We start from the raw sequence: 24,583 nt of genomic DNA, 5'->3' as shown, positions 1-24,583 counted from the left end.
TTTACCACCTGTCTGGAAGAAAAAGAAGTTTCGTTTCTGTCACTTTGCCACTATTGAGCGTTAACATCCCGTAGTGACCGTCCTGAAGAGCCCCTGGATTAAAATAGGTGATTCCTTCTTCTTCAAAGCATGTCTGTTCGTGGGTGTGGCCAAAGAGGACTAAATTCACCCCGAGATGCAGGGCATGCTTTTTGAGAAAGACGAGGGTAGAATGGACACTGTAGCGATGACCGTGAGTGGCGAGAAGCTTGACCCCATCATATTCGGTGATGCGTTCCCAGTCAACCACCATATTCATCTCAGGGTAAACTGTCTCCATATTGCCTTTGACAAGGATGAGAGGAAAACCATCCTCTAAAAAGGACAACATATCATAGCTTTTGTCACCGAGGTGAAAAAGCACATCGAACTCATCCCTGTGTTTGCGGATAAGATCATAAATACGATCCACTTTCCCATGTGAATCGCTGATAACCAGTAAGCGGGTCACACGTCCTCCCTGCCCCCTTTTTTTCTTTTAGTTCAGGCGGTCTTCTCGTGTGGTGTACTTGTTCACAAACGGTGTAATCTCAATGGTTTCCACACCATCTTCGGATGTAGCCACAAAGGGAATAGCATGGGAGCCGTCTTTGAGATAGAACCGTATCGAGAAGGTTCCCTCCGGGGTGAGCTGGATAGGCACTCCCCCTAAGGTGACTTTAGCTGTTGGTTCGGTAGCCCCGTACACAATGAGTTCAGTGTGGAGTTCTGCCCAGAATTTGCGTTTTCTTCCTGTTGGCTGGACAACAGCCATACCTCCACTTCCAGAGGATATCTGCCCTGAGGAGAGACCTGAAGGAGCGGACACCCATTCGCTTACCACTTCAGATCCTACAAGCTTGTGAATGACATAGCCGCCGGAGCGTTCAAAGAGTTTTTCTTGTTTTTCGGCGGCGAGCGTTTCTTCTTTGCGGAAGGACGGAGAGGCTTCATAGCCTGCCTTGGGAGCAGGTTTCTCCGCCGGTTTGTCTCTTGGAACGGTAATGGAGTTGGAGCCTGTGATGGAAACAAAGACCCCATGCTGGATATACCCGAGTTCTCCCCGATAACTGACATTGGGGAGGGGAACATTGATATACCAGTTTTTGGCATTGAGATTCACATCGATGTCCATGGTTTGTTTCTCGCCATAGAAGAGACGAATAACGAGCCCAAGGTTTTCTGACTGGAGTTTCTTTTTGGTTTCCTGGGAGAGATCCCAGTAGGCATGGATCCAGTAGGGATCCTGCACGAGGAGGGTGAGACGGTTTTCATTGTAACTGTCTGGTATATCGTAAATATCGCTGAGATCAGGCATCACAGAAGATCTCACCTGACGATAATCCTCGATCTCGAATTTTTTGCTTTCACCTGCTGTGATAGGATCAAAGGCCTCTCGTGGAGGTTCAGGGATGGGTTCGGTTTTTTTGCGAGAGGGAGCCTTTTTGGCTGCCGGGGAGGGGGATTTTTTGGCTGGTTTTGTAGTTTCCCCCGCAGAAAGGATCATATCGATCAGTGCGTCCTTGGTAGCCGATGCCCCCACTTTGATACCCTTTTCTTTCGCTAATTCAAGAAGTTCGGCTTTGGTCTTTTTTTGAAGATCCGTCTTCGTCATAACCCCTCCTTTTCTGGATTTCTCTCCTTTATTGTATGGGAAAGAAGGATATCTGTCAAGTGAAGAGAAGTGTTTTTTATAACTTCAGGGGGAAGGTTTGTCGTTCCACATTCATACAGAATGGTTTATCTTTACACAAAAAGTGAATACTTGTTCGACCATCTTTTCTGTTCCAATTCTTGGTTCTTTTTGTTACCCTTCTCCCTTCTTTCACAAAGCGCTCCCGCGCGGGGCAAAAGGGGCTTCGCCCCTTTTGAAAACCCCACCCCGCCCCTGCGGCGGCTCCAGAAGGGTATTGTCCTCGTCGCATGCTACGCATGCGCCTCGGACGGAACATGGGCCGCTTTTGCGGGCCATGGGAGAACATTTCCCTTGAGAAGGGCAAGTCCTTCCTCCGTGGGCAACATTGCCTCGTCCTCGGAACTTCGACAACCACAACTCGTCTTACTGAACCTTGCCCCCAACTTTATAAACTTTACAAACTTTCAACTTTCAACTGATACGCACCCTCACTCCGGGAGAACTTCCCTCTTGCGGCAAAAGACAAACGACCGCAAAAGTGGCCCGGTGGATACTGAGCGAAGTCGAAGTGGGGTACAGAAAAAAGGGGTAAAAGAACAAGGCCTTCTCTCACCAGCCCGCAGAGCTTCTTTTTCAGAGGGGCTTTTTGGATATAGCACCGCGGCAGGGGGGAGGGCTATGACTTTGTTTCAGCAAAGAACGATGGTTTAGCTGAAACAGGGTAATAGCCCTATCTTGCCGTAATGTTTTCAAGCGCAACTTTTTTCAATAGGCATCATAACAGAAAGCTTTTGTGTTGTTTCCCTGTTCATAAGAAATGTGAAAACAGCTATTCAGTTTCATATGTGGAACGACAGTGGAACGACAATCCATTGATGACGATCCTCTCATTTTCTTGCAAAAAAAAGAAAAAGGCTATATACTTATTCTATGATGACTGACAAGTTTTCTTCTCGCAAGGTTCTCCTTTGGGATTTTGATGGGACGCTCGTGGATACGCTTCCTCTGGTATTCTTTTCCCTTCGTCAGAGTTTTCTCTATGGGGATGGGCGTTTTCTTTCTGATAGGGAGATAGCCTCGATGTTTGGTCCACCTGAGGATGAGCTTCTTCGAAGGTATTTTGTGTCCTCTTCTCGTGCCGAAAAGGCTATCGAGATGTATCATACGCTTTATGAAGAGTATCATTCTTTGTTTGCTATTTATCACAAACGTATAGCAAGACTCCTTCGGATTCTTTCTGAAGAGGGGTATGTCCATGGTATTGTGACGGGAAAGGGCAGAAGAAGTTTGGCCATCTCTTTGGAGAAGTTAGGAATAACGGCGTATTTTTCTGTAGCTATAACCGGAAACGACATTGAAAATCCAAAGCCTCACCCGGAAAGCCTTCTTTTTGCTCTTCAAAAGATTGGTGCCTCCCCCAGTGAGGCGATCATGATAGGGGATTCTGAGGTGGATTACGAGGCGGCTCGGAAATTAGGCATTCCTGCGGCAGTAGTGGGATGGTACAGGACCCCTCAGTTCAATGGGGAGTATGCCTTCTTTCCGGATATTGAGGGTTTGTATACGGCGCTTACTCACAGCTATCGTTTTCCTCAAGATCGATTCCATCAGCTGATCCCTGTTCAAGCACTCTGGCAAAGTAGATAACCTTTTCAAGCTCGTTTTCTAAGTTGACATTGTTGATATAGCAGTTCTTGGTGGGTCTCAGTCTCACAGGAGCGAAATTGAGGATTCCCACAATCCCGGCATTGATGAGCTGGTCAAGGACCCCCTGGGCGGCATGTTCAGGAACGGCTAAAATAGCCACCTTGATATGATGTTGTTTCACAAAACTCTCCAGTTCACTCATGGGGTAGAGGGGAAGACCTGGGTTTTTGACAATCTTTTCCTGCAGAATATCAAAGGCGGCCTTGATGTGGATCCCTTCTTTTTCAAATCCTCGATAACGCAGAAGGGCCATACCGAGGTTTCCCGCCCCAATAATAATAACTTCCTGGGGTTTATCCTTCGAAAGAATCTCTTGAATGCGGGGGAGAATTTCATCAATGATATAGCCACCTTTTTTGCTCCCAGAGATGTTGAAAAGAGAAAAATCTTTTCGTATCTGGGCGGGATTGATGCCGGTAGCGTCGGCTAAATTGTCAGAAAAAACCTTGTGAAAGCCAAGTTGTTTTAATCTGGTGAGAGCTTTGTTGTAGAGGATAAGTCTGGTAATGCTTTTTCTTTTCTCCGCCATAATGTTCCTCCGTCTTCAAAATATGATAAAAAGTATACATATTTTTTTTATTTTTGTCCAGAAGATAGAGTTTTTTGAAATCAAAAGAGGTACATAAAAAGAAAATATGAGAACATGACAAGGACAATCACAGAGGAAACGATGCCATCAAAAGCCATTCCGAGACCCTTGCACGGGTGCTTTCTTGCCCTTTCTGGGTCAGGGGCTACGCCCCTGAAACCTCGTTTTTTCTGTTTCCAAGGGCTTATTTGTCTCTTTTTATACAAAAAATAGGCTTCTTTATTATGTAAAGAAATATTTTTATACTACTTTTTGCTTTTTATTACTTTCTTGAGACCTTCGCACATTCGTGCAAAGGTCTCATTCCTTCTCTTTACCAAAGTTAGAGAGAGTATCGAGAAAAAGGGGAACCTTTGTTCTTTGAGGCTTTTGGCTATGTCGCTGTTTCAGCAAAACAGGTGTTTTGCTGAAACAAGGTGATAGCCTTTTTAGGAGATGTTTAGTTATCCCTTTATTTCCTCGAGGTATTTTTCTACCGCATAGGCAGCTATAGCCCCATCAGAAGCGGCGGTGATAACCTGACGAAGGGGGGTATGACGGCAGTCGCCAGCGGCAAAGAGACCCGGGATATTGGTTCGCATCATCTCATCTGTCAGGATGTATCCCTGTTCGTCGCAATTCACTCCCTCAAGGAAGGAGGTATTTGGGTAGAGGCCTATGTAAAGAAACATGCCATTGACCTCAAGCCAGGAGGTTTCTCCTGTTTTGACATTTTTGAGTTTGATAGCTTCAAGGAAGTTTTCTCCTTTTACTTCTTCAACAATGGTGTTCCAGATGAATTCCATACCAGGTGTTTTGAAGGCTCTTTCCTGAACTATTTTCGCTGCCCTGAGCTGGTCTCGACGATGGATGAGGTACACCTTTTTGGCAAATTTGGTGAGGTACATGCCTTCTTCTACGGCGGAATCACCCCCACCAATCACGGCGACAACCTTGTCCCGGTAGAAGGAGGCATCACAGGTGGCACAGAAGGAGATTCCTCTTCCGATGAATTTCTCTTCGTTTGGGATGCCAAGCTTCTTGGGACTGGCCCCTGTGGCTATGATCACGGTTTTTGAGAGAAATTCGCGGGATTCTGTATGGACGTGAAAAAGGCCTTGGTCGTCTCGGGTTATTTTTTGAACATCAGCGTATTCAAAAGAGGCCCCAAAGTTTTTGGCCTGTTCTTCCATGCGCTGCGAGAGTTCGTAGCCATTTATTCCATGAGGAAAACCAGGATAATTCTCGATGAGTTCGGTGAGGGCGGCCTGTCCACCTGATCCAATTTTTTCGAGGAGTAATGTCTTGAGAAGAGAACGACCTGTGTAAATGGCAGCAGTCATTCCCGCAGGGCCAGAACCGACGATAATCACATCATAGATGTCGGTAGTGTTTTCTGAAGAAGAAGTAGAGATATGGAGGTTAATCATCGCTTTCTCCTTGGATTTCATATAAGAAAAATATAATATATTTTCTCTCAAGAGGCAAACTTTTCGTCTATAGGATAAAAAAAATAGCAGAAATTCTCAAGTTTTTTGGGAAAGCACCCGATAAAAAGAATAGGTAAATTCCGAAGAAAGGTGAGGAGGAGAAGTCCCCCTATAACGCCTATTAGGATTATCGACACTTGAGCCAAAGTCTTGAGTGTTTCAAGCGAAAAAATCCCACAAGGATGTGGGAGGATCATAGATCAAGGAGGATACTATGATTATCAACCACAACATCAGTTCTATTTTCTCACAACGTTCTTTGCGGCTGGATAATCTTGCCGCCGACAAGAACATCGAGAAGCTGTCTTCTGGTATGCGGATTAACCGCGCTGGTGACGATGCTTCTGGTCTGGCCGTATCGGAGAAGATGCGTGCGCAGATCAATGGTATCCGACGGGCTGAAAAGAACGTCCAGGATGCCATTTCTTTCATCCAGACTACCGAAGGGTATCTGGAAGAAACCACCCAGATTCTGCAGCGTATTCGTGAGCTGGCCGTTCAGGCTGCCAACGGTATCTACAGCACGGAAGATCGTATGCAGATTCAGGTGGAGGTGTCTCAGATGATTGCGGAGGTGGATCGTATTGCCTCCCACGCTCAGTTCAATGGGCTTAACATGCTGACCGGTCGTTTTGCCTATGATGTGGCTGGTAACAATCCTGCTGCCAGCATGTGGTTCCACATTGGTCCCAATATGGACCAGAGAATCCGCAGTTATATTGGTACCATGACAGCCGCCGCTCTTGGGGTTCGTGATATTTCGACGAGAGATCCTCTCAGTATATCTACCCCTGAGAAGGCCAATATGGCTATTGGTATTGTGGACAAGGCTCTTGAAAAGGTCAACAAGCAGAGAGCCGATCTTGGGGCTTACCAGAACCGTTTGCAGCACCTTTCCAAAGGCCTCTTGATTGGGTATGAAAATCTCCAGGCCGCTGAATCTCGTATCCGTGATACCGATATGGCCGAGGAGATGAGTGACTTTGTCAAGAACCAGATCCTTGTACAGTCCGCAACGGCAATGCTCGCTCAGGCAAATCAGAAGCCGCAACTTGTATTGCAGCTTCTCAGATAACCGGGGCTCTTGGGGATAGTTTCCCTGAGGGAGAAGCCTCCCGGTGAGTGTTTCCCCACAGGGGGAGAAAAAATGATAGGCAGCCAATCAGGAAGGTGGGAACACCACCTTCCTGGGTGTTTTGATAGGATATAGTTCTGAGGAAAGAGACGATCATACCCCTCCATTGCTGCATGTCACCTGACGTGCAGTACTCAGGGACCCCCATAGTATACACAAGGATGGTGTTTACCTCACATCGAAACAAGGAGGGAGGTATGATTGTTAACCATAATATCAGTTCCATATTCTCAAACCGCCAGCTGAAGATCACCGATCTCACCCTCAATGGCAACATTGAGAAGTTATCATCGGGTCTTCGGATCAACAAGGCTGGTGATGATGCATCCGGTCTTGCGGTGTCAGAAAAGATGCGGGCACAGATCTCCGGATTGCATCAGGCTATGCGAAACACGGAGGATGCTATTTCGTTCCTCCAGACCACAGAGGGATATTTGGATGAGACAACCATGATTCTCCAGCGTATGAGAGAACTCTCTGTACAGGCTGGAAACGGAATCTACAGCGATCAGGATCGTATGCTCATCAATGTGGAAATGTCTCAGCTTGTGGATGAGATCGATCGTATCGCCAAACATGCTCAGTTCAATGGAATGAACATCCTCACCGGTCGTTTCGCTCAGCCTACTGGTGGCAATACAAGTGGGCCTACGGATAGTACGGCTGGTCTGTGGTTCCATATCGGACCTAATATGGACCAGAGAGTACAGGTATTCGTAGGAGATATGGGAGCTGTGGCACTTGGACTTATGACCCAGGATGGTCAAAAGGTTATCAGTGCCAGCACCATGGATACCGCTAACCGGGCCATCGGGATTATTGACAAGGCCCTTGAGAAGGTGATCAAACAGAGAACCGATCTCGGGTCTTACCAGAACCGGTTTGAGAAGCTGTATAAGGGTTTGTATGTGGCATACGAGAATACGCAGGCGGCAGAGTCTCGTATTCGCGATACCAATATGGCTGAGCAGATGAGTGACTTTGTGAAAAACCAGATCCTTGCTCAGTCCAACGTATCCATGTTGGCCCAGGCAAATTTAAAGCCTCAGCTGGTGCTGAGGCTCTTGGGTTAGGGATAGGCAGATATCCACTAACTCTTCGGTGACAAGATAACGCAAACAAAACGGTAACTATGCGGGGTCCCTGAATTTTTATTTTTGTTTTTTCTTACAATGTAAGTATCGAATTTTTTGGATTTTCCTTTAGGATTTTTGAGGAGAAAAAGAAAGAAATTTTGAAGGCCCCACCTATGAGGGGCCTTTCTTTTTTGTTGGCAGAGAGAAAAAAGTTTGCCTCTGGAAAGTGGTTACAAGGGGTATGGTTAAACGTTTAACTATGCCCTCTTGCTGAAACAAGGAAAGAGGCGAAAAGAGAGAGGTATGAGACCCTTGCACGGGTGTTTTCTTCCCCTGTTTGGGTCAGGGGCTGCGCCCCTCTTCCCCGATTTTTCTGTTCACAAGGGCTGGTTTGTCTTTTTTATTCAAAAAAATCGATTTATTTATTACGGCAAGGAACATTTTGATACTAATTTTTGTTTCTTTATTACTTTTTTGAGACCTTTGCACATTCGTGCAAAGGTCTCGGTATGTCTTGAGGTTCGCAAAGTGAGAAGAGGCTATGTCTTTGTTTCAGCAAAGGGGGATTTTTGCTGAAACATGGTGATAGCGAAGTAGCCTGGTTGGAAGGCGGGGGAGGACTATCCTTTGAGAAAAGCTATGGGAGCCAGAGAAAAACACTTTATGTCCTCTAACACTTTCTCTTTTCCATGGCTCTGGAAAGGTTTGAGAAGACAGTGATTAGAGAAACCAGTAGCCCTTCAGGCAGGGGAGGTTTTTGATGGAGTTCATCAGATCGGGAGAGAAGGCAAGGCTACAGTTTTCATGAGGATGGAGGGAGGAGACGCCCTTCTCTGTGGCAATATGAAGGACGAGTCGAATAGTTCCATGGTGCTCTGGTTTCTGGACAAGATCATAAAGGTTTTTGAGAGAGGTCTTGAGGATGGTATTGTCCTCTTTTCCGTCCCAGAAGAGATGAAGCTCTCGAAGAACAAAGCGTTTGGAGAGAATGGTATCAAGGGGTATCATATCGATAATGTTGGCATAGACAGCCCCTTCTTTGCCAGGGGCGTATCGTGCCTTGACATAGACAAACTGGTTTTCTTTTATGATGTCTTCGAAGCGTTCATAGTCTGGTGAGAAGACGCTGAATTTGATACTGGTGTTTCCGTAGAAAAGCCTGAAACTCGCAAAGGGTTTGCCTTTCTGGGTGGTACGAACACTCACCTCTCCAAGGTATCCCCACAGAGAAAAGGGGATATTGAGGGGAATGGTGGATAGGGTGGTTTCCGGGATCCAGAGCAGATTGGAGAGTTTCTCTGTATAGTGGGAGAGGAACCGGTTCGAGGGGGAAAAGCCCATCACTTCCTTTTCCATGATGAATTCTTCCTGGAGAGTAAGGGTTCGGACTTTGGTTTTTGGCTGTGGAGAGGGTTCGATTTCTATGGAATCAAAAAGGCCGGCAACGCCGTTGGTTTTGTCTTTGTTTTTTTGTTCGTAGTGATCAATATACCATTCTATCTGATCAAGGTAGAGGGCTTTCTTGGTCTGTCGTTCTTCTCCGAAGAGTTCATCGAAGGCTCCCGCTTTCAAAAGAATTTCTACCACGGGACGGCGAAACTCCTGATGGGTATGCATCCGTTCAATGAAATCCTCAAAACTCTGAAAAGGTCCTCTCTGTTTTCGTTCCTCTTCCATGGCTTTGGCAAAACCTTCACCCATCCCTTTGATGGCCCCCAGTCCAAAACGGATGGCCCATTTTCCGTTTTCAAGCCGAACTTCCTGAAACTCATAGGTGCTGTGGTTCACATCAGGGGGAAGGATAGAGATACCGGCTTTTGTGCTTTCTTCACAGTAGGCTTGCACATCTTCGGTCTTGCTCATGTTGGCGGTGAGAAGACTTGCCATAAATTCAGGTCGGAAATGGGTCTTGAGATAGGCAATCTGGTACGCAAGGATGGCATAAGCGGCTGAATGTGACTTGTTGAAGGCATAGAAAGAAAAAGGCACAAGAATTTCAAAGATCTTTTCCGCGAGTTCCCGGGAATATCCATTGGCAAGGGCTCCTTCAATCCACTCGGGGCGGATTTTGGCCAGATCCTCTGGTTTTTTCTTGGCCATGATACGTCGTACATTGTCGGCTTTTCCAAGGCTGAAACCGGCCAGGACCTGGGCGATTTGCATCACCTGTTCCTGATACACAATGATCCCGTAGGTGCTTTGAAGGATTGGGCGTAGGTTTTCATGAAAACAGTCAACAGGCTCTTCACCCTTCTTTCGTCTGATGTAGGCAGGGATCTGTTCAAGGGGGCCAGGGCGGTAGAGGGCGTTCATAGCGATCAGATCATCAATACACGTGGGTTGAAGTTGTTTCAGATATTCGGTCATTCCAGCCGATTCAAACTGAAAGATACCTTTGGTCTCTCCACGGGAAAAGGTGGCGTACACTTCAGGATCATCAAGGGGAATGTGCTGGATATCAAGACGGAGGTGGTGATTATGCCAAATCCGTTCAAGGGTGTCTTTGATGATACTGAGGTTGGCGAGCCCCAAGATATCCATCTTGAGGAGTCCATTTTTTTCGAGGTAGGTGCCTTCATATTGGGTGGAGATAGCCCCAGAACTCATATCTTTGTAGAGGGGAACGACTTCGGTGAGATCAATATCGGAGATGATGATACCGGAAGCATGGGTTCCAAGGTTTCTGAGGTTTCCATCGAGACGAATAGAATATTCAAGCCATTTTTTTTGTATTTCAGTACCATTCTTGAGGGCCGCGACTTCGGGAACGACTTCAAGGGTTTTGGTGAGGGGTTCATTGGGGTCAATGAGTTTGGCTATTCTGTCCACTTCACTCAGGGGAATACCCAGGACGCGACCTACATCCCGGATGGTGGAACGGCTTTTCAGCATACCAAAGGTGATAATATCAGCCGTTCGGTTGTAGCCATACTTGGCACGGATGTATTCTTTGACTTCATCGCGACGGTTATCTTCAAAGTCAATATCAATATCAGGCATACTGACGCGTTCGGGATTCAGGAATCGTTCAAAAAGAAGCTGATACCTGATAGGATCAACCTGCGTGATTTCCAAACACCAGGCGAGGATAGCCCCGGCGGCAGAACCACGGCCAGGTCCTACACCAATCCCATGCCTTTTGGCAAAATGAACAAAGTCCTGGACAATGAGGAAGTAATTCGAAAAACCAATGCCCTTGGTGGTTTCCATATAGTGGATGAGGTCCAGTTCTGTCTCCAGCCTTTTTCGGTAGTTTTCCGGGATCTCTTCATAGGTTTTGGCCTGAAAGCGTCGCATAAGACCATCTCTGGCGAGCTTCGTGAGATAACTGTGGGCATCTTCTCCTTCGGGAAGGGGATAAACAGGGGTATGCATCTCCTTAAAAGAAAAGGAAAGGTTGCACATCTCGGCTATGCGGAGGGTATTGGAGAGGCTTTCTGGGATCTCTCCAAAGAGAGCCGCCATCTCTTCTGTGCTTTTGAGGTAAAACTGATTGGTGGGATAGCGCTGGAGTTTTGGGTCATCGATGGTGGTCTTGTCCCGGATAGCAAAGATGACTTCTTGGAGTTCGGCATCATGAGGATACAGGTAGTGGGCATCGTTGGTAGCCACTAACCCAATGTCATACTCTCTGGAAAGCTTGATAAGTTCTCGATTGACGATCTTTTGTTCAGCGATACCGTGGTCCTGAAGTTCAAAGAAAAACCTGTCTTTCCCAAAAATCTCTCTGTACCATGTGATCGTATGGTGGAGTCTCTCTGTTTGTTCAGAAAGGATGTAAGAGGGGATTTCGCCACCAAGACAGGCAGAAAGGGCAATAAGTCCTGCCGAATGTCTTTCAAGGAGTTCGTGATCAATACGGGGTTTGGAGTAGAAACCCTCCAGATAGCCTGCCGAGGAGAGTTTCAAAAGATTTTTGTACCCCGTGATATCCTGAGCTAAAAGAACGAGATGGTAGTATTTTTCCTCTTTGTCCTTGTCAAAACGGCTATGGGGGGCGACATAGAATTCACACCCGATGATGGGTTTCACCGGTGTCTCTGGATGGGCCTTGGAAAAATCCTGACAGACACTGTAGAACTCCATGGCACCAAAAAGATTGCCATGATCGGTAAGGGCAAGAGCTTTTTGCTTGTGGTTTGCCGTGCGTTCGATGAGATGGGGTATCTGACTTACGCCATCCAATAAACTGTAATGAGAGTGAACATGCAGGTGGACAAAGTCCATGGGTATCTCTCCTGAGTATTGACAAATTGTGCATTTTGTGCTATACTATATACCTCATGTGTGCCAACTTAGCTCAACTGGTAGAGCAACTGACTTGTAATCAGTAGGTTGTGGGTTCAAGTCCCACAGTTGGCTTTCCCCCACCTGTTGGTGGGGGATTTTTTTAGGCAGGGCTTCCTTCGGCAAGAAGGAGGGATTCACCCCCTGCTAACAGGAACGGATCGCGATAGGTCTGGAAGGTAATCTCAATATCCATTTCTTTTGCTATGGCAAGCATTCTTTCCTTTGAAAGTCCAGGGATGAGAGTGGTACGGAACTGGTGAGGTTTACCACTTTCTTTGATGAGAGACACGGTCTTTTTGAGGCGCTCAATATCATAGTGTATACCAATGGCTTCGTGATAGCTTTCCCATGGGTGCTTGATATCCATGGCAAAAAAATCAACCACATCCTCTTTGAGCGCCACCTCTACCCATTCAGGGTTTGATCCGTTAGTATCCACTTTGGTTTCATATCCTGTTTGTTTGAGCCAGGAAAGAAAAGAAAGAAGACGTTCCCCCCAGAGGGTAGGTTCACCGCCCGTGATACATATCCCTTCTAACTGAGACTTTCTCTTGATAAGAAAGGCTTTGATATCCTCTTCATCCAAAGGAGAAAGCCTTGCCACCCTCTCAGGGTAGACAAGGTCATGATTGTGGCACCAGGGACAACGGAAGTTGCAGCCACCCGTGAAGAGAGTGGCTGCAATTTTCCCCGGAAAATCAACGAACGTGGTTCTCTGAATGCCGTAAAACATTGTCAAAGGCCTTGTCGTAGGTGAGACGTTCTGAGAATTCCTGTTTTTTGCCGACGTTCCAGTTCTGAACTGGTCGGTAATACCCAACTACACGGGAATACACCTCTGTGGGCATTACAAGCTTTTTGTTTTCGTTTTCCATACGCTCCTCCTTTTTGGTTTATAGACATTCAAGGTATTTGCCATAACGTTTGAGATCCGCTTCGGTATGGGGATAGGGACATATCCAGTGTTCTCCCGGTATGTATCCATGAACAGGACAGATAGAAAAGGTTGGGGTAATAGAATAATAGGGGAGATGATAATTATGAGCAATTTTTTCTACCAATTTGGCCACCATAAAGGGATCGGTGATTTTTTCGCCCAAGAAGATATGGATCACCGTACCACCTGTAAAACGGGACTGTAAGGGATCCTGATGGTCCAGTACCTCAAAGATATCATCGGTGTAATTTACAGGGAGATGCACAGAATTGGTGTAGTAAGGGGCTTCATTGGTCCCTGAGGTAATAATATCTGGAAAACGGGTTTTGTCAGCCTTGGCAAGTCGGTAGGAAGCACCCTCAGCCGGGGAGGCTTCAAGGTTGTAGAGATGACCTGTTTCCTGTTTGAACTGTTCCAAATGCTCTAACATAAAGTCAAGCACGCGGACGGCAAAGTCCCGTCCCTCGTCGGTGTGATAGGGGATCTTTTTGAGGTTGATAACCGCCTCGTTCATCCCCAGGATACCAATAGTTGAAAAGTGGTTAGTCCAGTAGTTGCCACTGCGTTTTTTGATATCGCTGAGATATATCTTTGTGTAGGGATAGAGGTTTCTTTCGGTGAGATCCTCTACAACCTTTCGTTTTATTTCAAGAGAGGTTTTGGCTATTTGCATCACTTCCAAAAGCCTTGAGAAGAATTCCTCTTCACTTTTGGAGAGGTAAGCAATTCGGGGAAGGTTGATAGTGACCACCCCAATTGAACCAGTAAGCGGATTGGCGGCAAAAAGCCCACCACGCCTCAAATGGTGCTCTTCTTCGTGGTGAATGATGGCCTTTTTGGAGAGCTGGTTTCGTACCTCACGGTTATCCAGCCTGAGGCGACAGCACATAGAACGGGCATCTTCTTCGCTCATGTCAGAATTGACAAAGTTGCTGAAGTAAGGTGTTCCATACTTCGCCGTCATCTCCCAGATGGCCTTGTAGCGGGGATTGTCCCATGCGAAGTCCTTGGTGATATTGTAGGTCGGGATAGGGAAGGTGAAGGGTCTTCCCTTGCCATCTCCCTCGATCATCACCTCAGCAAAGGCCTGGTTGATCATGTAGATCTCTTCCTGGAATTCCCCATAGGTTTTGTCTTTGATTTCTCCCCCAACGATAACATACTGATTGGCAAAGTAGGAGGGGACACGAAGGTCAAACGTGATATTGGTGAAAGGGGTTTGAAATCCCACACGGGTAGGGACATTGAGATTGAAGACAAATTCCTGCATAGCCTGTTTGACCTCGGCATAAGAAAGACCATCATAATACACAAACGGAGCAAGGAGGGTGTCAAAATTGGCAAAAGCCTGGGCTCCGGCCGCTTCTCCCTGGAGGGTGTAAAAGAAGTTCACAATCTGGCCAAGGGCTGTTCGGAAGTGTCTCGCGGGACGGCTTTCGACTTTGCCACTCACACCACCAAACCCTCCAATAAGGAGCTGTTCTAAGTCCCATCCCACACAGTAGGCGGAAAGGGCACCGAGGTCGTGGATATGGATAGCCCCGGAACGGTGAGCCTCGCCGATTTCTGGGGTATAGAGCTTGGAAAGCCAGTAGTTGGCCGTGATGGTAGAAGAGATGTGGGCATTGAGACCCTGAAGCGAAAAGGTCATATTGCTGTTTTCATTGATGCGCCAGTCGCGGATATTGACATAGTCATCAATAACTTGAAGTGTTTGAGATAATAATTTTTGGGTATTTCGGTTTTCAGCTCTCTTGGCGCGGTAGAGAATGTATGCTTTGGCAGTCTTACGATACCCGGCATTCATGAGGGTATCTTCGACAATGTCCTGGATGGTCTCAATTTCGACAATTTCTCCCTCAAGTCGGGAAACTACCACAGCGGTGAGTTCCCATGCCTTGGTGGAATCCGCTTCGCCGGTGCTTTCAAAGGCCTTGGTGATAGCGTTGGCTATCTTGGATGGATCAAAGTCAACAAGGTTTCCCTCTCGTTTTTTGACAAAAACGGCATGTCTCTGGGCTTTTTTTGATTCGGCTAATGTTGTTACCGCCTCTCGCATAATCCCCTCCCATACACAGTGGTATCAGTATACCACACCCTTTCTGACATGTCAAGAAGTAAAAGCCGTTTTCTAAGTCCTTGTTATGAAAAAAATTACAAGAAATCTTGATATTTTAATTTCTTATCTTTCAATGAGATGGAGAAAGACGTTCTTGGGAAAAATTTTTGATTACGTTTCCAACAGGAGACCTGAAAGAGAGAGAAAAGGATAAAGAAGTTACCCCTGGCTCAAAAGATTTTTGTCAACTGTAGTATACAGGGAACATTTTAGATAAACAAGTTTTTTCTGGGGAAAGTACCCTTTTTAGGCCATAAAACAGGGCAATAAGTACGTACCATCCCTATGTTTTATATCACATCCTGCCAGTAGACACCATCGATAGCCTCATCACGATTATAGTAGTAATGCAAACGCACAGCAAGAACATTGGTTGCCCCTTCTCTTTTCCATACCCCCACATCCATTCTCTGGTTTATGGTTCGCATCAGCCGTTCTGCCCTTGAGGTTGTTCCTGGCAAACCATCTTCACTGTCACAGGCGAACATGTCTTTTTGAGCACGAAGAAGATAATAAAAACAATGTTTGCGCCCTTTTTCGTGAAATAAGTCAAGAAGATTCTGAATATGCTGTCTGCGCTCGCTTTGATAACCAAGTCTTGTTTGCCAGTCATTTTTGTACCCCAAGAAACAGGCTTTCCCTGTTTCAGCGACAATATTTGTCCACTCAGAAGAACGATATCTCACTCTATCAAGACGAAGAAAATACTTCAATTGATAACTTACATGCCACAAACATCGTTGAAAAACGATACCGGGATGTTTGCCCTGGTTAATCCCTGTATCTCCATCGACAACAAGAAAAAACCGAGAAAAAGAGTGTTTTTCTTGAATGGGCTTAAGAAGTTTGTCCCAACCTGCATGGTAATTATCCACAAGAAGGCCTGCTATTCTTGTATTTTTTCCTGTCAATGGGGAGGCTTGTTGCCTCTCCTGCAAAAGAATTTTAGCTTCTTCTCCTTTTTTCTTGCCCTGAACAGGAATACCCGTCCCATCGGCTTCTCCACAGGGTTTTTCTTTTTCTGAGATACTGAAATGTATCTTTCTCCCAATATTTTGAAGGTTTTTCCAGAGGGTGCTAAGACCTATTTTATACCCTGTGAAGGAAAGAATACGAGCGGCCACTCGATAGGTGGTAAGAGCCCCGGCTAAAGCCACTCTGTAGATATCTTTCAGGATTTGCCTTTTTCGCTTTTCTACACCAAGAAGAGATCTTGTGAGAAAAAGTTTTCTTCCACACTTTTTGCATTGAATTTGGAGCTGAGGAAGAGTGATCTTTCCAAAGGGCATCAGAACAAAAACAGTGTTTTTTCCATGCTTTGTTTTCCATATGAAGTGATGTTTTTCTCCGCATGTACAGGTGATACGACCTTCTTTTATTTCTTTTTCTGCCACTTCTACAGAAATCTGATGAACAAATGACTCAAACACTCCTTTGATGGCCTGGAGAAAAACCACCACTAACGTCTCAAGTTTTGTGTCAGGGTAGTCGATAGTCAAAGTGAAGGTGAATTCTTTACGCATGGGTTCCTCCTTGTGTCCTATTATCGGCCAGGGAGGAACTTTTTTTTGCTTTTCCTCATCTTCCCACTGCAGGTCTCCTGAAAAAAACGTTACCAAATTTTTGGAAAGAAAATTTTCTCATGGATGAGGGTTATAGCGATCCGAAAACGATGTGGGTTGAAAGGGGAGAAGAATAAAATCAGGAGAGGGAGATATTCTTGTACCGAGACCCTTGCAGGGGGGCTTTCTTGCCCTTTTTAGGTCAGGGGCTATGCCCCTCTTCCCCGTTTTTTCTGTTTACAGGGGCTTATTTGTCTTTTCTATTCAAAAAAATAGGATTATTGATTACGAAAAGAAATATTTTTATACTATGAGACCCTTGCACGGGTGTTTTCTTCCCCTATTTGGGTCAGGGGCTACGCCCCTCTCCCCCGATTTTTCTATTTCCAAGGGCTGGTTTGTCTTTTTTATTCAAAAAAAATCGGTTTATTTATTACGACAAGGAACATTTTGATACTAATTTTTGTTTCTTTATTACTTTTTTGAGACCTTTGCACATTCGTGCAAAGGCCTCATACCATGGGTTTCAGCTGGGAGAGAAGAAGAGGGGTTTTGATTTCAAGGGAGTAGCCGCCAATCTCTCCCTCGGCGATGAGAAAATCGAGGGCAGAGGCGACATAGTAAGCCTGAGAGAAGAGGCTGATAACCGATGTCTTGGTAGAAATTTTCTTGCCAAAGATGCGGTTATCAAGGGTGAGGACATCATCAGGGTTGTGGAGGATCTTTCTGTCTTTTTCGTAGTCTTCGAGAACGATCTTGAGATTCATGGCAAAATCATGCATGAGGGATTGAACCTTGTTTCGTATCTGACGGGATGTCTGGCTACGGGCAAGTTCGAGTTGCTGTTGTTTGATATACCTTTCCTTGGAAGTTCCAGGAAGGGAAGTGTCAAGTTTTTGAAGTTCAAGGTAGTTTTTGAGGTACTCATTCATGGCTTTGTAGATATCATCAATGTGGAAGTAGAGGTCCTTGAAAACACTTCGGTAATCGCGTCGTGTCCCGGCATCAAAGAAGATATTGAATTGTATCTGTCCTGAGATAAAGAGAAAAGAAAAGCTTTTGTCAAAGAACTCTAAAAGAAGAACGGCGAGAAAGGCTTTGTCCTGGATGGGGAGTTGAGCCCTGGGATCCCGCATGGTTTTGTAGTTCTCGATGATGTCTGAGAAGTTGAGATTCTCCCGGATGATGCGAATTCCCATACGCACAGGCTCAGGAAGACCTTCAAGTCCATCACTGCTTGCCATGGCTTCTTCCATCTCTTTGGCCATCTGCTCTTCAAGGGCTTTCTGTCGGGCCTGTTCTTCTCGGCGGCGTCTTTCCTGTTCGTCTTCTTCAGCCCATCGACGGGTGTAATATCCCACTTCATCGGTTTCGTTGAAGTTGAGAAACTCTCGAAAGCTCTGGGTTTTGCCAAGATAGAGAAGGTCTTTGTAATAGTAATCTACCAAGTAAAGGAGACGAGGAAAGATCACATAAAAAATTCGGTAGATGTTCTGGTTAATTGTCTGGATATTCTTGTTGACAGTGGTCTGGTTGAGTGAGCGCATCTTTTGTTCTTCACCGAGAACCTTCTCGACGACGAGGTTGAGGCTGGCTTTGTATTTGTCCAAGACTAGCAGGGTTTTGAATACTCTCACGAGGCTATTTCTTGCGATGAGAAGGGGTTGGGGGGGATTCATGAGAAGTTGCCTCACCAAGCGAAAAAAGTCCACATCATATAGCATATCGATACGATACAAAAGTTCATAATAATGAGAAAGCCCAAGTTCATGGAGCCTTTGTCTGAGATCGTAGGAAAAGTTCTTGTCCTGATAAAAAAGAGAGGTGAAAATCTGGTGGTTTTCTGTGGAGAGTTTTTCTATTTCCCCGAGGAGAGAGAGGAAGTGATGGGAGAATTTATTGCCCCAGAAATTGAATATGCCATAAAGGATACCGATCCATTTTGCTACTAACCTGTCCCAGAAGAGTTCCCACCGGGAGGGTCTGGAGGCTTTTTGGGAAGGAGTGGAAGTAGAAGGAGATGATGACGTGATAACAGCCTGTTTTTTCGCAGCTTCCTGTTGTCTTCTTTGAGCTTCGGAGAGTTTGGCTTCTTTGGCTTCAACAAACTGGGAGAGTTTCTGAGTAAGCTGGATCGAGGGATCAGCCTGAAGATCGATAACTCTGCCCCCAGCTCGTATAAATTCGTCAAAGATCTCTTTTTGATCCCGAATGTCCATCTGATCAATACCGAGTTTCTTCTTTTTTTCGTCCAAGATTGACATGCTCTCTCCTCTTTTTTTATCTCCTCTGACTGTGTTATTATACATGATTTTGAGAAAAAATGCAAAGGGGAAGGTTTGACAAAGAAAAAAGGGCTATCCAGAAGGATAGCCCTTTTATGTTGGGACCTCTTGCTATTGTCCTTGTCCTGGAAGTTGATTCTGAGCCCCTTGTCCCTGAGCTTCAGCCTTGGCACGGATCTTGTTGGCTCTTTTTAAGAGGTCATTGAGACCATTCTGGTTGAAGGTGACTTTGTATTCAGCCTTTTTCTGTTCAAGCCAGTTTTGATAGAAGTACCACATGCGGCTCTGGATGAGCTGGTTGCGGATCTGGTTTTTGAGTGTTTCGTCGAGAGGCATAAGTTTGCCATCTTTTACCAGTCTTGCTTTGTTCTGCTCATAGAAATCCTTGATATCCTTGTCGGTGACCATGCTGCTTGCCTGCTGGTAGAGAGCCTGTTCAAAGTTGTTCATCGCATACTGAAGGAGAGCATCCTCACGCACCTTTCGCTGGGAGGCCGCGCTGTCTTTGCCCTGTTTTCGACCAGCCTCTACATTCACAAGGAAGCCCTGAGCGGCATTCATCAGGGATTCAAACTGATCGGGGAATTCCTTCTCATACTCAGGAATAAAAAGAGCGAAGAGATCTTTTACCTGTCTCCAGGTATAATTTTTGCCCCAGACGGAGAAGAGCACGGTATTATCGGGGATGGCACTAATCTCATATTCTTTGCCATCGACTTTGACCTTACCATTTTCGAAGGTATATTTTTTCTTCACAGCGAGGTCAAGAGTACTCTTCTGCATGTCCTGCTGGAGTTTCATCATGACATAAAAACTCATCTTGCCGTCATTGACCTGCTTTTCTACCCAGCTATAGGGTTTGCCGTTTTTTGCCTCCGTGACATTGATGATATGGTAGCCGTATTCTGTTTCCACAAGCTCCGGAATAAGCCCCGTCTTTTTGGCACTGAAAACAGCCTTTTCAAACTCAGGAACCATCATGCCTTCGATGAAATATCCAAGGTCTCCACCGGCGTCCCTGCTCCCTGGATCCTGAGAGTACTGGAGAGCGGCGTTACTGAAGTCTTTGGCGAAGTTTTTAGACTTCTTGAGAGAATCGAGGGTATTTTGAGCAAGAAGTCTTACCTCTTCTTTGGTCTGATTGGTACCAAAAGCGAAGAGAATGTGAGAAGCCTTGGCTACCTGAACAGGGATGTTTTTGGTCTTGCGAGCCACATAGTTGGTACCGGAAACCGCAAGGAAGGTATAGTACTGTTTCTGGACTTCAGTCTCAAAGGTTCTTGCAAAATCGGAGGAGTTGGTGAGACCAGTTTTGAGCTCCTCGTGGAGGATAATGTCCTTGGAAGCACGACTCTCTGAGAAGAGAACATTCTTGAGCATCTCAATATCCTGGAGATACTGAGGATAACTGGTGGCCATATACTCCACTAATTCCTTGACATCATTGTAGGTCACCGTTTTTTTCTTGCCACCTACCTCATAGGTGAGGATGGGTTGAGAACACGCCGTCATGAAACCCACCATCATAACGGCGCTCAGCCATTTCTTTAGATTCATAGGATTCTCCTTTTATGGTTTTATAGAAGTTTATTATAGAAGAAGGGGAAAAAATATGCAAGTTTTGAAACTTTCTGCTCGACAAGAAGATAAGGGAATGGGTATGCCGCTTCTTTTTTTGATCTTTTTTCTCAAAAATTTGCCTTTTTGAGGGAGGTAAGTTATACTGCTTCTGGGAGGTGGCTATGAAAAAGAGTATCATGTTTATTCTAATGGGGATCGGGACACTTCTCTATCCAGCTCAAACGAATGTGGCTATCCAGCAGGTAGGGGTGATGGTGAGTGCACCTTTAGAACTGGAAACCATAGGTGTTTTTCTGGTACAGGACCTCATTGGCTACTCAGATAGGGAAAAGCTTCGTTTAGTGAGTGCTGAGGAGGAGGATCTTCATCTTCTCAAGGTGAGTCGTCTCTCGGCTGTGGTGACGTGTTTTCTTAGGCAGGAGAGTTATCGTGTCAGGGTGGATATGAGGCTTGTGGATTCAGAGGGAACCAATGAGATAGAGGGGTTTGCTTTTTTTGTAGCGACAAACTGGATGAAAGAGATTTCTGGTGTGAGTAGGGCGATGTATGAGGAGTTGCGTCGCCGTTATCCCCCAAAACCGGTTTCAGAAGTGAGAACGGTGGAGGTGAGAAAGACCTATTCTCCCTATGAGGTGAGAAGGCATGAATTGTCTTTTGGAGGTGCCTTTGGGTACTGTGGAAGGCGAGTAGAGGGACACTCAAAGTGGCTTGGGATGGGTAAAAATACGAAGGATGTGATGACCGGGGGAGCGCTTGATCTCTTTTTTCTCTGGAGGAAGGGCTTCTGGTATGTGGAAAACCAATTCCACGGACTTTTTCCTGAGGATATGTCTCTTATTTTGGAAAGTCAGGTGGGTTATGGGCTTTTTGGGGGGGTGGTTGTTCCCTTAGGAGGGGTGCTTCTTGCCTATGATGAGCACTACTGGCTTATCACCAATGGGGGAGGCGGTTCTAAGGTGTTTGAGTTTTCTACGGTGAGGATTTTGCCTCTTTTTGGACTCCGGGTGGCTTTTCAGCCTTCATTCTGGTTTACCATAAGTGGAGGAATGTTTTCAAAAGAAGTACCTCATGTGCTTTTTTCAGAGGGAATGCCTGAGTCTTTTGTTTTTGAGTCGGGGTTCCTGCGTATCCAGATGTATCTCAGACAGGGGGAGAAAGGGCTGTTTTTTGTTTCATGGAAAATGTGGAATGGTGGGCTTCCCTGGCGAGAGGAGGGGTATTTCTTTGGGGATTCTTCCTGGATGGTCTCAGAGTTTCGAGAAACGCTGGGTGCGGTAACAATAGGAGGTGCCTATGTGTTTTAGAGGTCTTGTGGGAGTGTTTTTTGTTTTGTGTTTTTCCATAGGGTGGGGGGTAGAGAAACAGAGGGTTGGTGTTGCTGCTTTTGTGGATCTTTCACCGGAGGCGGATGAGGTGATCAGTACCATTCTGCAAAATTCATTAGCAACGGTTCTTCAGAAGGAAAAGAGGTTTGAGTTAGTTTTGGTCTCTAATACGGTGACCAATCTCTCTCATGCTCGGGAGAGAGGAACAAATGCAAAACTGGATGTGATTATCTACGGTTCCTATCGTCGAGAGGGGAGAGAGTTTGTGGCGCTTGTGCAGATTTATGATATTTTAGAGAATGAACTCAAGATGTCTCGGCTCTATCGTGGAGAATATTCGAGAAATATTTTTGATACGGTGGATGCTATAGCCGCTTCAGCCAGTGAGGAGATAAAACGGACACTCCCGGCTCTGGTGACAGAGGAGGACATTCTTCGTGCGCAAATGAGACGAAAGGAAATCTATGAGCCAGCGGAGGTGACTCTCAAGAGAGAAATGAGAATGAGTTTTGGAATGATGTATACGACTACGGAATGGTTGTATACTCAGAGTATATGGAATCATCGATGGGAAGGAGATGAGCAAACGATAGTGCCAGGTCTTTCTCTCAGTATGAGGCTTGAATTTTTCCGTTTTACGCTCGAAAAGATGGGTTTGCCGTGGGTCCCAACGTGGTATAAAACTCAGGGAACAGGGTTATGGCCAACGGATGATTTGACGAATACTTCATCCGAGAGAGAAGGGCTGGTTCTTGATACCGAGATGAGGGGGATGTTTTTCCTTTATGGGGATGGTTTTTTGGGAACCCCAGGGAGGCTTCAGGGGTTTGTGAGTATTGGAGGGTATGGGATCTTAAGTATTCCTTTTCCTGAACAGGATGAGGGTCTTTCTGTGGGAGGAATGCTTTTGGGAGGAGGGATTTTTGCGAAAAACTGGGAACTCTCAGTTCTCTATCAGGTATGGCCACTCAGTCAGGGATGGAGAGGAACGTTAGATCCAGACATCTGGGAGTATGAGACGAGAAGCACAAATTTGTATCAGTACAATTTTCCCTTTGTCAGTGTGAGAGGGAGTTACTTTTTTACTTCATCTTTTGGGGTGACGGCAAAGCTCTCGTTGGTTGATATACAAAAAATACATATCTGGTATGAGGAAGGTATGGGAATAGAAGGGAGAACTTTGATTCGTTCTGTGATGACGGATATAGCCCTTGAGATGGTATATCGCTTCCAGTTTGGGTTTTAGCCTATGAGTTCTCTGATGGTTGCCTGGAGTACCTCGTTTTTGAAGGGTTTTACAATCCAGCGGTTGGCCCCGGCCTGTCTACCCTCTTCCTGTTTGTCCTGTTCACTTTCGGTGGTGAGCATGATGATGGGGGTTTTCTGGTACTCTGGCATCTGACGAAGGGCCTTGATAAAGGCAATCCCATTCATCTCGGGCATGTTGTAGTCCACGATGAAACAATTAAAGTGGTCTGTCTTGAGTTTCTCAAGGGCGTCTTTGCCGTTTTCGGCCTCAACCACATCGTATTTTTCTGCCCGGAGTACCAGCGCGACTATCTTTCGCATGGTGACAGAATCGTCAACGACAAGAAACTTCATACAAGCCTCCTCCTCTTTATTTCAAAAGAAAACGTTCACTGGAAACCTTGGCTTCCCGTATCATGTCGTTTTTGGCCTCGTCTAATTTGTCTATGTCCCATTCATCGAGAGTGATACCAAACTGCGAGAGTACTTGGCTTCCCTTTTTGATGTCGTCCTGGATTTGACCAAGATAGCTCATCACGTTCTCAATCTGCTGGCGGGTGATGTCCTGAAACTGGAGTGACTCAACGATAGCGTCGAGGTCTTTTTGTATAGCGGCGGCATTTTGTTGAAGAAGAGTGGCAATATCATTCATGTGCTGGGAGGCATCCTTGAGTTTTTTCATCAGTCGGGAGGCATTTTCTGAGGCTATCTGAAACTTGGTGACAGAATCCCCCATGTGTCTCAGCCAGTTGTTCCATAACTCTTTGTTGAAAATCTCAAACTGCTCCAATCGGTGGCTTACTTCTCCTGTAAACTGATCTATCTTCTGGTTCAGTTTTTGTATTTCCCGGACGATTACCTTGATAGCCCTGCCCTTGTCCCCAAACTTGACCCCCTCAATAGAAAGGTTTACGGCGATGATTTTGTTTTGTCCCAAGATGTCATTGATGCTTTTGAGTTGATCAAACATGGTCTGAAGTTGGCGGCTGAAGTCTTCAATTTGTATCTTGTTCTGGGTGAGGAGGGTTTCGTATTCCTCTTTCATGAGCTGGTAGTTCTGGGTTATCTGGGAGGATTGGGCAATGAGGTTGGAGAGAGACTCTCCCTCGTGACTTTCAATACGTTTTTTGACCTCCTCAATGGCCTGTCGGTTTTTTTCGGAGACGGAGATGAAGCGTTCGATAAGGGTATTAGTGGCTTCTTCCGTTTTTTCGATGACATTGAGAAGCAGAATACGAAGGTAAGGGAGTTTGTAAAAGGCCTTTTGAATAGAGGAGAGGGTGTCGGTATCAAAGGAAAAAGAAGAGGAGAAGAGGTCTTTCCCCTGAGAGAGAAGGGATACCATTTCCTCAGATGAGAGAGGGAAAAGGTTCTTCCACGCCTCAAGAAAATCTTTTTGTTCTTTGGTGGGTTCGGTATTTTTGGTAAGAAGAGAGGTGAAAAATTCAAGAAGGGTGGAATGAAGAAGAGGAAGGGAATTTTCGTTTTGCGAGGGGGATGCAAAAGGAGAAGAAGGGCTTTTTTGGGGCCATCCTGTCAAAAGAGTGGTAACGTTTTTTTCAGGAGACCTGCAGTGGGAAGATGAGGAAAAGCAAAAAAAAGTTCC

At 45.8% G+C, this 24,583-nt stretch carries 16 protein-coding genes, 1 tRNA gene and 1 pseudogene; 6 read left to right on the top strand and 12 right to left on the bottom strand.

Annotation, left to right across the window (positions count from 1 at the left end; all coding sequences use genetic code 11):
• Position 1 precedes the first annotated feature (1 nt).
• Together BREVNS_RS01265 and BREVNS_RS01260 are read right to left on the bottom strand one after the other, a co-directional pair.
• Positions 2-490: a YfcE family phosphodiesterase gene (locus BREVNS_RS01265; protein WP_483427262.1), complete on the bottom strand. Its 489-nt coding sequence runs from the start codon at positions 488-490 to the stop codon at positions 2-4.
• 27 nt (positions 491-517) lie between these two features.
• Complete coding sequence (locus BREVNS_RS01260) at positions 518-1,633, bottom strand: DUF4912 domain-containing protein (RefSeq protein WP_483427261.1); 1,116 nt, start codon at positions 1,631-1,633, stop codon at positions 518-520.
• 951 nt (positions 1,634-2,584) lie between these two features.
• On the opposite strand from BREVNS_RS01260, the gene BREVNS_RS01255 reads away from it, so the two are divergent.
• Positions 2,585-3,301: an HAD family hydrolase gene (locus BREVNS_RS01255; RefSeq protein ID WP_483427260.1), complete on the top strand. Its 717-nt coding sequence runs from the start codon at positions 2,585-2,587 to the stop codon at positions 3,299-3,301.
• On the opposite strand, the gene BREVNS_RS01250 is transcribed toward BREVNS_RS01255, so the two are convergent.
• Both BREVNS_RS01250 and trxB read right to left on the bottom strand, forming a co-directional pair.
• Entirely contained in the window at positions 3,225-3,890 is a 666-nt protein-coding gene (locus BREVNS_RS01250; protein WP_483427259.1) for a redox-sensing transcriptional repressor Rex, read from the bottom strand. The genes BREVNS_RS01255 and BREVNS_RS01250 overlap by 77 nt on opposite strands.
• A gap of 503 nt (positions 3,891-4,393) precedes the next feature.
• The gene (gene trxB / locus BREVNS_RS01245) at positions 4,394-5,311 is read right to left on the bottom strand and encodes a thioredoxin-disulfide reductase (RefSeq protein WP_483428056.1); all 918 of its coding nucleotides are present in this window, start codon (positions 5,309-5,311) and stop codon (positions 4,394-4,396) included.
• A 322-nt stretch (positions 5,312-5,633) separates the two neighbouring features.
• Here trxB and BREVNS_RS01240 point away from each other — a divergent pair, with 322 nt between their 5' ends.
• Both BREVNS_RS01240 and BREVNS_RS01235 read left to right on the top strand, forming a co-directional pair.
• The gene (locus BREVNS_RS01240; RefSeq protein WP_483427258.1) at positions 5,634-6,494 is read left to right on the top strand and encodes a flagellin N-terminal helical domain-containing protein; all 861 of its coding nucleotides are present in this window, start codon (positions 5,634-5,636) and stop codon (positions 6,492-6,494) included.
• A gap of 257 nt (positions 6,495-6,751) precedes the next feature.
• The gene (locus tag BREVNS_RS01235; RefSeq protein ID WP_483427257.1) at positions 6,752-7,627 is read left to right on the top strand and encodes a flagellin N-terminal helical domain-containing protein; all 876 of its coding nucleotides are present in this window, start codon (positions 6,752-6,754) and stop codon (positions 7,625-7,627) included.
• Between the two features lie 723 nt (positions 7,628-8,350).
• On the opposite strand, the gene dnaE is transcribed toward BREVNS_RS01235, so the two are convergent.
• The gene (gene dnaE, locus BREVNS_RS01230) at positions 8,351-11,857 is read right to left on the bottom strand and encodes a DNA polymerase III subunit alpha (protein ID WP_483427256.1); all 3,507 of its coding nucleotides are present in this window, start codon (positions 11,855-11,857) and stop codon (positions 8,351-8,353) included.
• Between the two features lie 62 nt (positions 11,858-11,919).
• Between dnaE and BREVNS_RS01225 the strand changes: the two genes are divergently transcribed.
• Positions 11,920-11,992: transfer RNA gene (locus BREVNS_RS01225), tRNA-Thr, on the top strand.
• Between the two features lie 28 nt (positions 11,993-12,020).
• Here BREVNS_RS01225 and BREVNS_RS01220 read toward each other — a convergent pair.
• The 5 genes and pseudogenes from BREVNS_RS01220 to BREVNS_RS01200 form a co-directional block, all read right to left on the bottom strand.
• The gene (locus tag BREVNS_RS01220; protein ID WP_483427255.1) at positions 12,021-12,653 is read right to left on the bottom strand and encodes an anaerobic ribonucleoside-triphosphate reductase activating protein; all 633 of its coding nucleotides are present in this window, start codon (positions 12,651-12,653) and stop codon (positions 12,021-12,023) included.
• Positions 12,619-14,916, bottom strand: a pseudogene (locus BREVNS_RS01215) (ribonucleoside triphosphate reductase). The gene BREVNS_RS01220 and the pseudogene BREVNS_RS01215 overlap by 35 nt, the downstream one beginning before the upstream one ends.
• 350 nt (positions 14,917-15,266) lie before the next feature.
• A complete protein-coding gene (locus tag BREVNS_RS01210) occupies positions 15,267-16,499 on the bottom strand; it encodes a hypothetical protein (protein ID WP_483426754.1) in 1,233 nt (410 codons plus the stop codon).
• Between the two features lie 551 nt (positions 16,500-17,050).
• Positions 17,051-18,802, bottom strand: a complete 1,752-nt coding sequence (locus BREVNS_RS01205) for a hypothetical protein (protein ID WP_483427254.1) — start codon at positions 18,800-18,802, stop codon at positions 17,051-17,053.
• 132 nt (positions 18,803-18,934) lie between these two features.
• Complete coding sequence (locus BREVNS_RS01200) at positions 18,935-20,380, bottom strand: peptidylprolyl isomerase (RefSeq protein ID WP_483427253.1); 1,446 nt, start codon at positions 20,378-20,380, stop codon at positions 18,935-18,937.
• 185 nt (positions 20,381-20,565) lie between these two features.
• On the opposite strand from BREVNS_RS01200, the gene BREVNS_RS01195 reads away from it, so the two are divergent.
• Positions 20,566-21,708, top strand: a complete 1,143-nt coding sequence (locus tag BREVNS_RS01195) for a hypothetical protein (protein ID WP_483427252.1) — start codon at positions 20,566-20,568, stop codon at positions 21,706-21,708.
• On the top strand, positions 21,698-22,975 hold the full coding sequence (locus BREVNS_RS01190; RefSeq protein ID WP_483427251.1) for a hypothetical protein: 1,278 nt from the start codon (positions 21,698-21,700) through the stop codon (positions 22,973-22,975). The genes BREVNS_RS01195 and BREVNS_RS01190 overlap by 11 nt, the downstream gene beginning before the upstream one ends.
• On the opposite strand, the gene BREVNS_RS01185 is transcribed toward BREVNS_RS01190, so the two are convergent.
• Together BREVNS_RS01185 and BREVNS_RS01180 are read right to left on the bottom strand one after the other, a co-directional pair.
• Positions 22,972-23,331 (bottom strand): response regulator, encoded by a 360-nt coding sequence (locus BREVNS_RS01185; RefSeq protein ID WP_483427250.1) that lies wholly within the window; start codon positions 23,329-23,331, stop codon positions 22,972-22,974. The two genes, BREVNS_RS01190 and BREVNS_RS01185, sit on opposite strands and share 4 nt — an antisense overlap.
• Positions 23,332-23,347: 16 nt before the next feature.
• Positions 23,348-24,517, bottom strand: a complete 1,170-nt coding sequence (locus BREVNS_RS01180; protein ID WP_483427249.1) for a methyl-accepting chemotaxis protein — start codon at positions 24,515-24,517, stop codon at positions 23,348-23,350.
• Positions 24,518-24,583 lie beyond the last annotated feature (66 nt).

This window comes from Longinema margulisiae, assembly GCF_025266855.1.
Taxonomy (GTDB): domain Bacteria; phylum Spirochaetota; class Brevinematia; order Brevinematales; family Thermospiraceae; genus Thermospira.
This window is presented reverse-complemented; position numbering and strand designations above follow the sequence as displayed.

What these genes read in the sequence shown, in the direction of transcription:
- BREVNS_RS01260 (WP_483427261.1), bottom strand. Translation starts at nt 1,633, where the DNA reads ATGACGAAGACGGATCTTCAAAAAAAGACCAAAGCCGAACTTCTTGAA.
- BREVNS_RS01255 (WP_483427260.1), top strand. Translation starts at nt 2,585, where the DNA reads ATGATGACTGACAAGTTTTCTTCTCGCAAGGTTCTCCTTTGGGATTTT.
- BREVNS_RS01250 (WP_483427259.1), bottom strand. Translation starts at nt 3,890, where the DNA reads ATGGCGGAGAAAAGAAAAAGCATTACCAGACTTATCCTCTACAACAAA.
- BREVNS_RS01240 (WP_483427258.1), top strand. Translation starts at nt 5,634, where the DNA reads ATGATTATCAACCACAACATCAGTTCTATTTTCTCACAACGTTCTTTG.
- BREVNS_RS01235 (WP_483427257.1), top strand. Translation starts at nt 6,752, where the DNA reads ATGATTGTTAACCATAATATCAGTTCCATATTCTCAAACCGCCAGCTG.
- dnaE (WP_483427256.1), bottom strand. Translation starts at nt 11,857, where the DNA reads ATGGACTTTGTCCACCTGCATGTTCACTCTCATTACAGTTTATTGGAT.
- BREVNS_RS01220 (WP_483427255.1), bottom strand. Translation starts at nt 12,653, where the DNA reads ATGTTTTACGGCATTCAGAGAACCACGTTCGTTGATTTTCCGGGGAAA.
- BREVNS_RS01210 (WP_483426754.1), bottom strand. Translation starts at nt 16,499, where the DNA reads ATGCGTAAAGAATTCACCTTCACTTTGACTATCGACTACCCTGACACA.
- BREVNS_RS01205 (WP_483427254.1), bottom strand. Translation starts at nt 18,802, where the DNA reads ATGTCAATCTTGGACGAAAAAAAGAAGAAACTCGGTATTGATCAGATG.
- BREVNS_RS01200 (WP_483427253.1), bottom strand. Translation starts at nt 20,380, where the DNA reads ATGAATCTAAAGAAATGGCTGAGCGCCGTTATGATGGTGGGTTTCATG.
- BREVNS_RS01195 (WP_483427252.1), top strand. Translation starts at nt 20,566, where the DNA reads ATGAAAAAGAGTATCATGTTTATTCTAATGGGGATCGGGACACTTCTC.
- BREVNS_RS01190 (WP_483427251.1), top strand. Translation starts at nt 21,698, where the DNA reads ATGTGTTTTAGAGGTCTTGTGGGAGTGTTTTTTGTTTTGTGTTTTTCC.
- BREVNS_RS01185 (WP_483427250.1), bottom strand. Translation starts at nt 23,331, where the DNA reads ATGAAGTTTCTTGTCGTTGACGATTCTGTCACCATGCGAAAGATAGTC.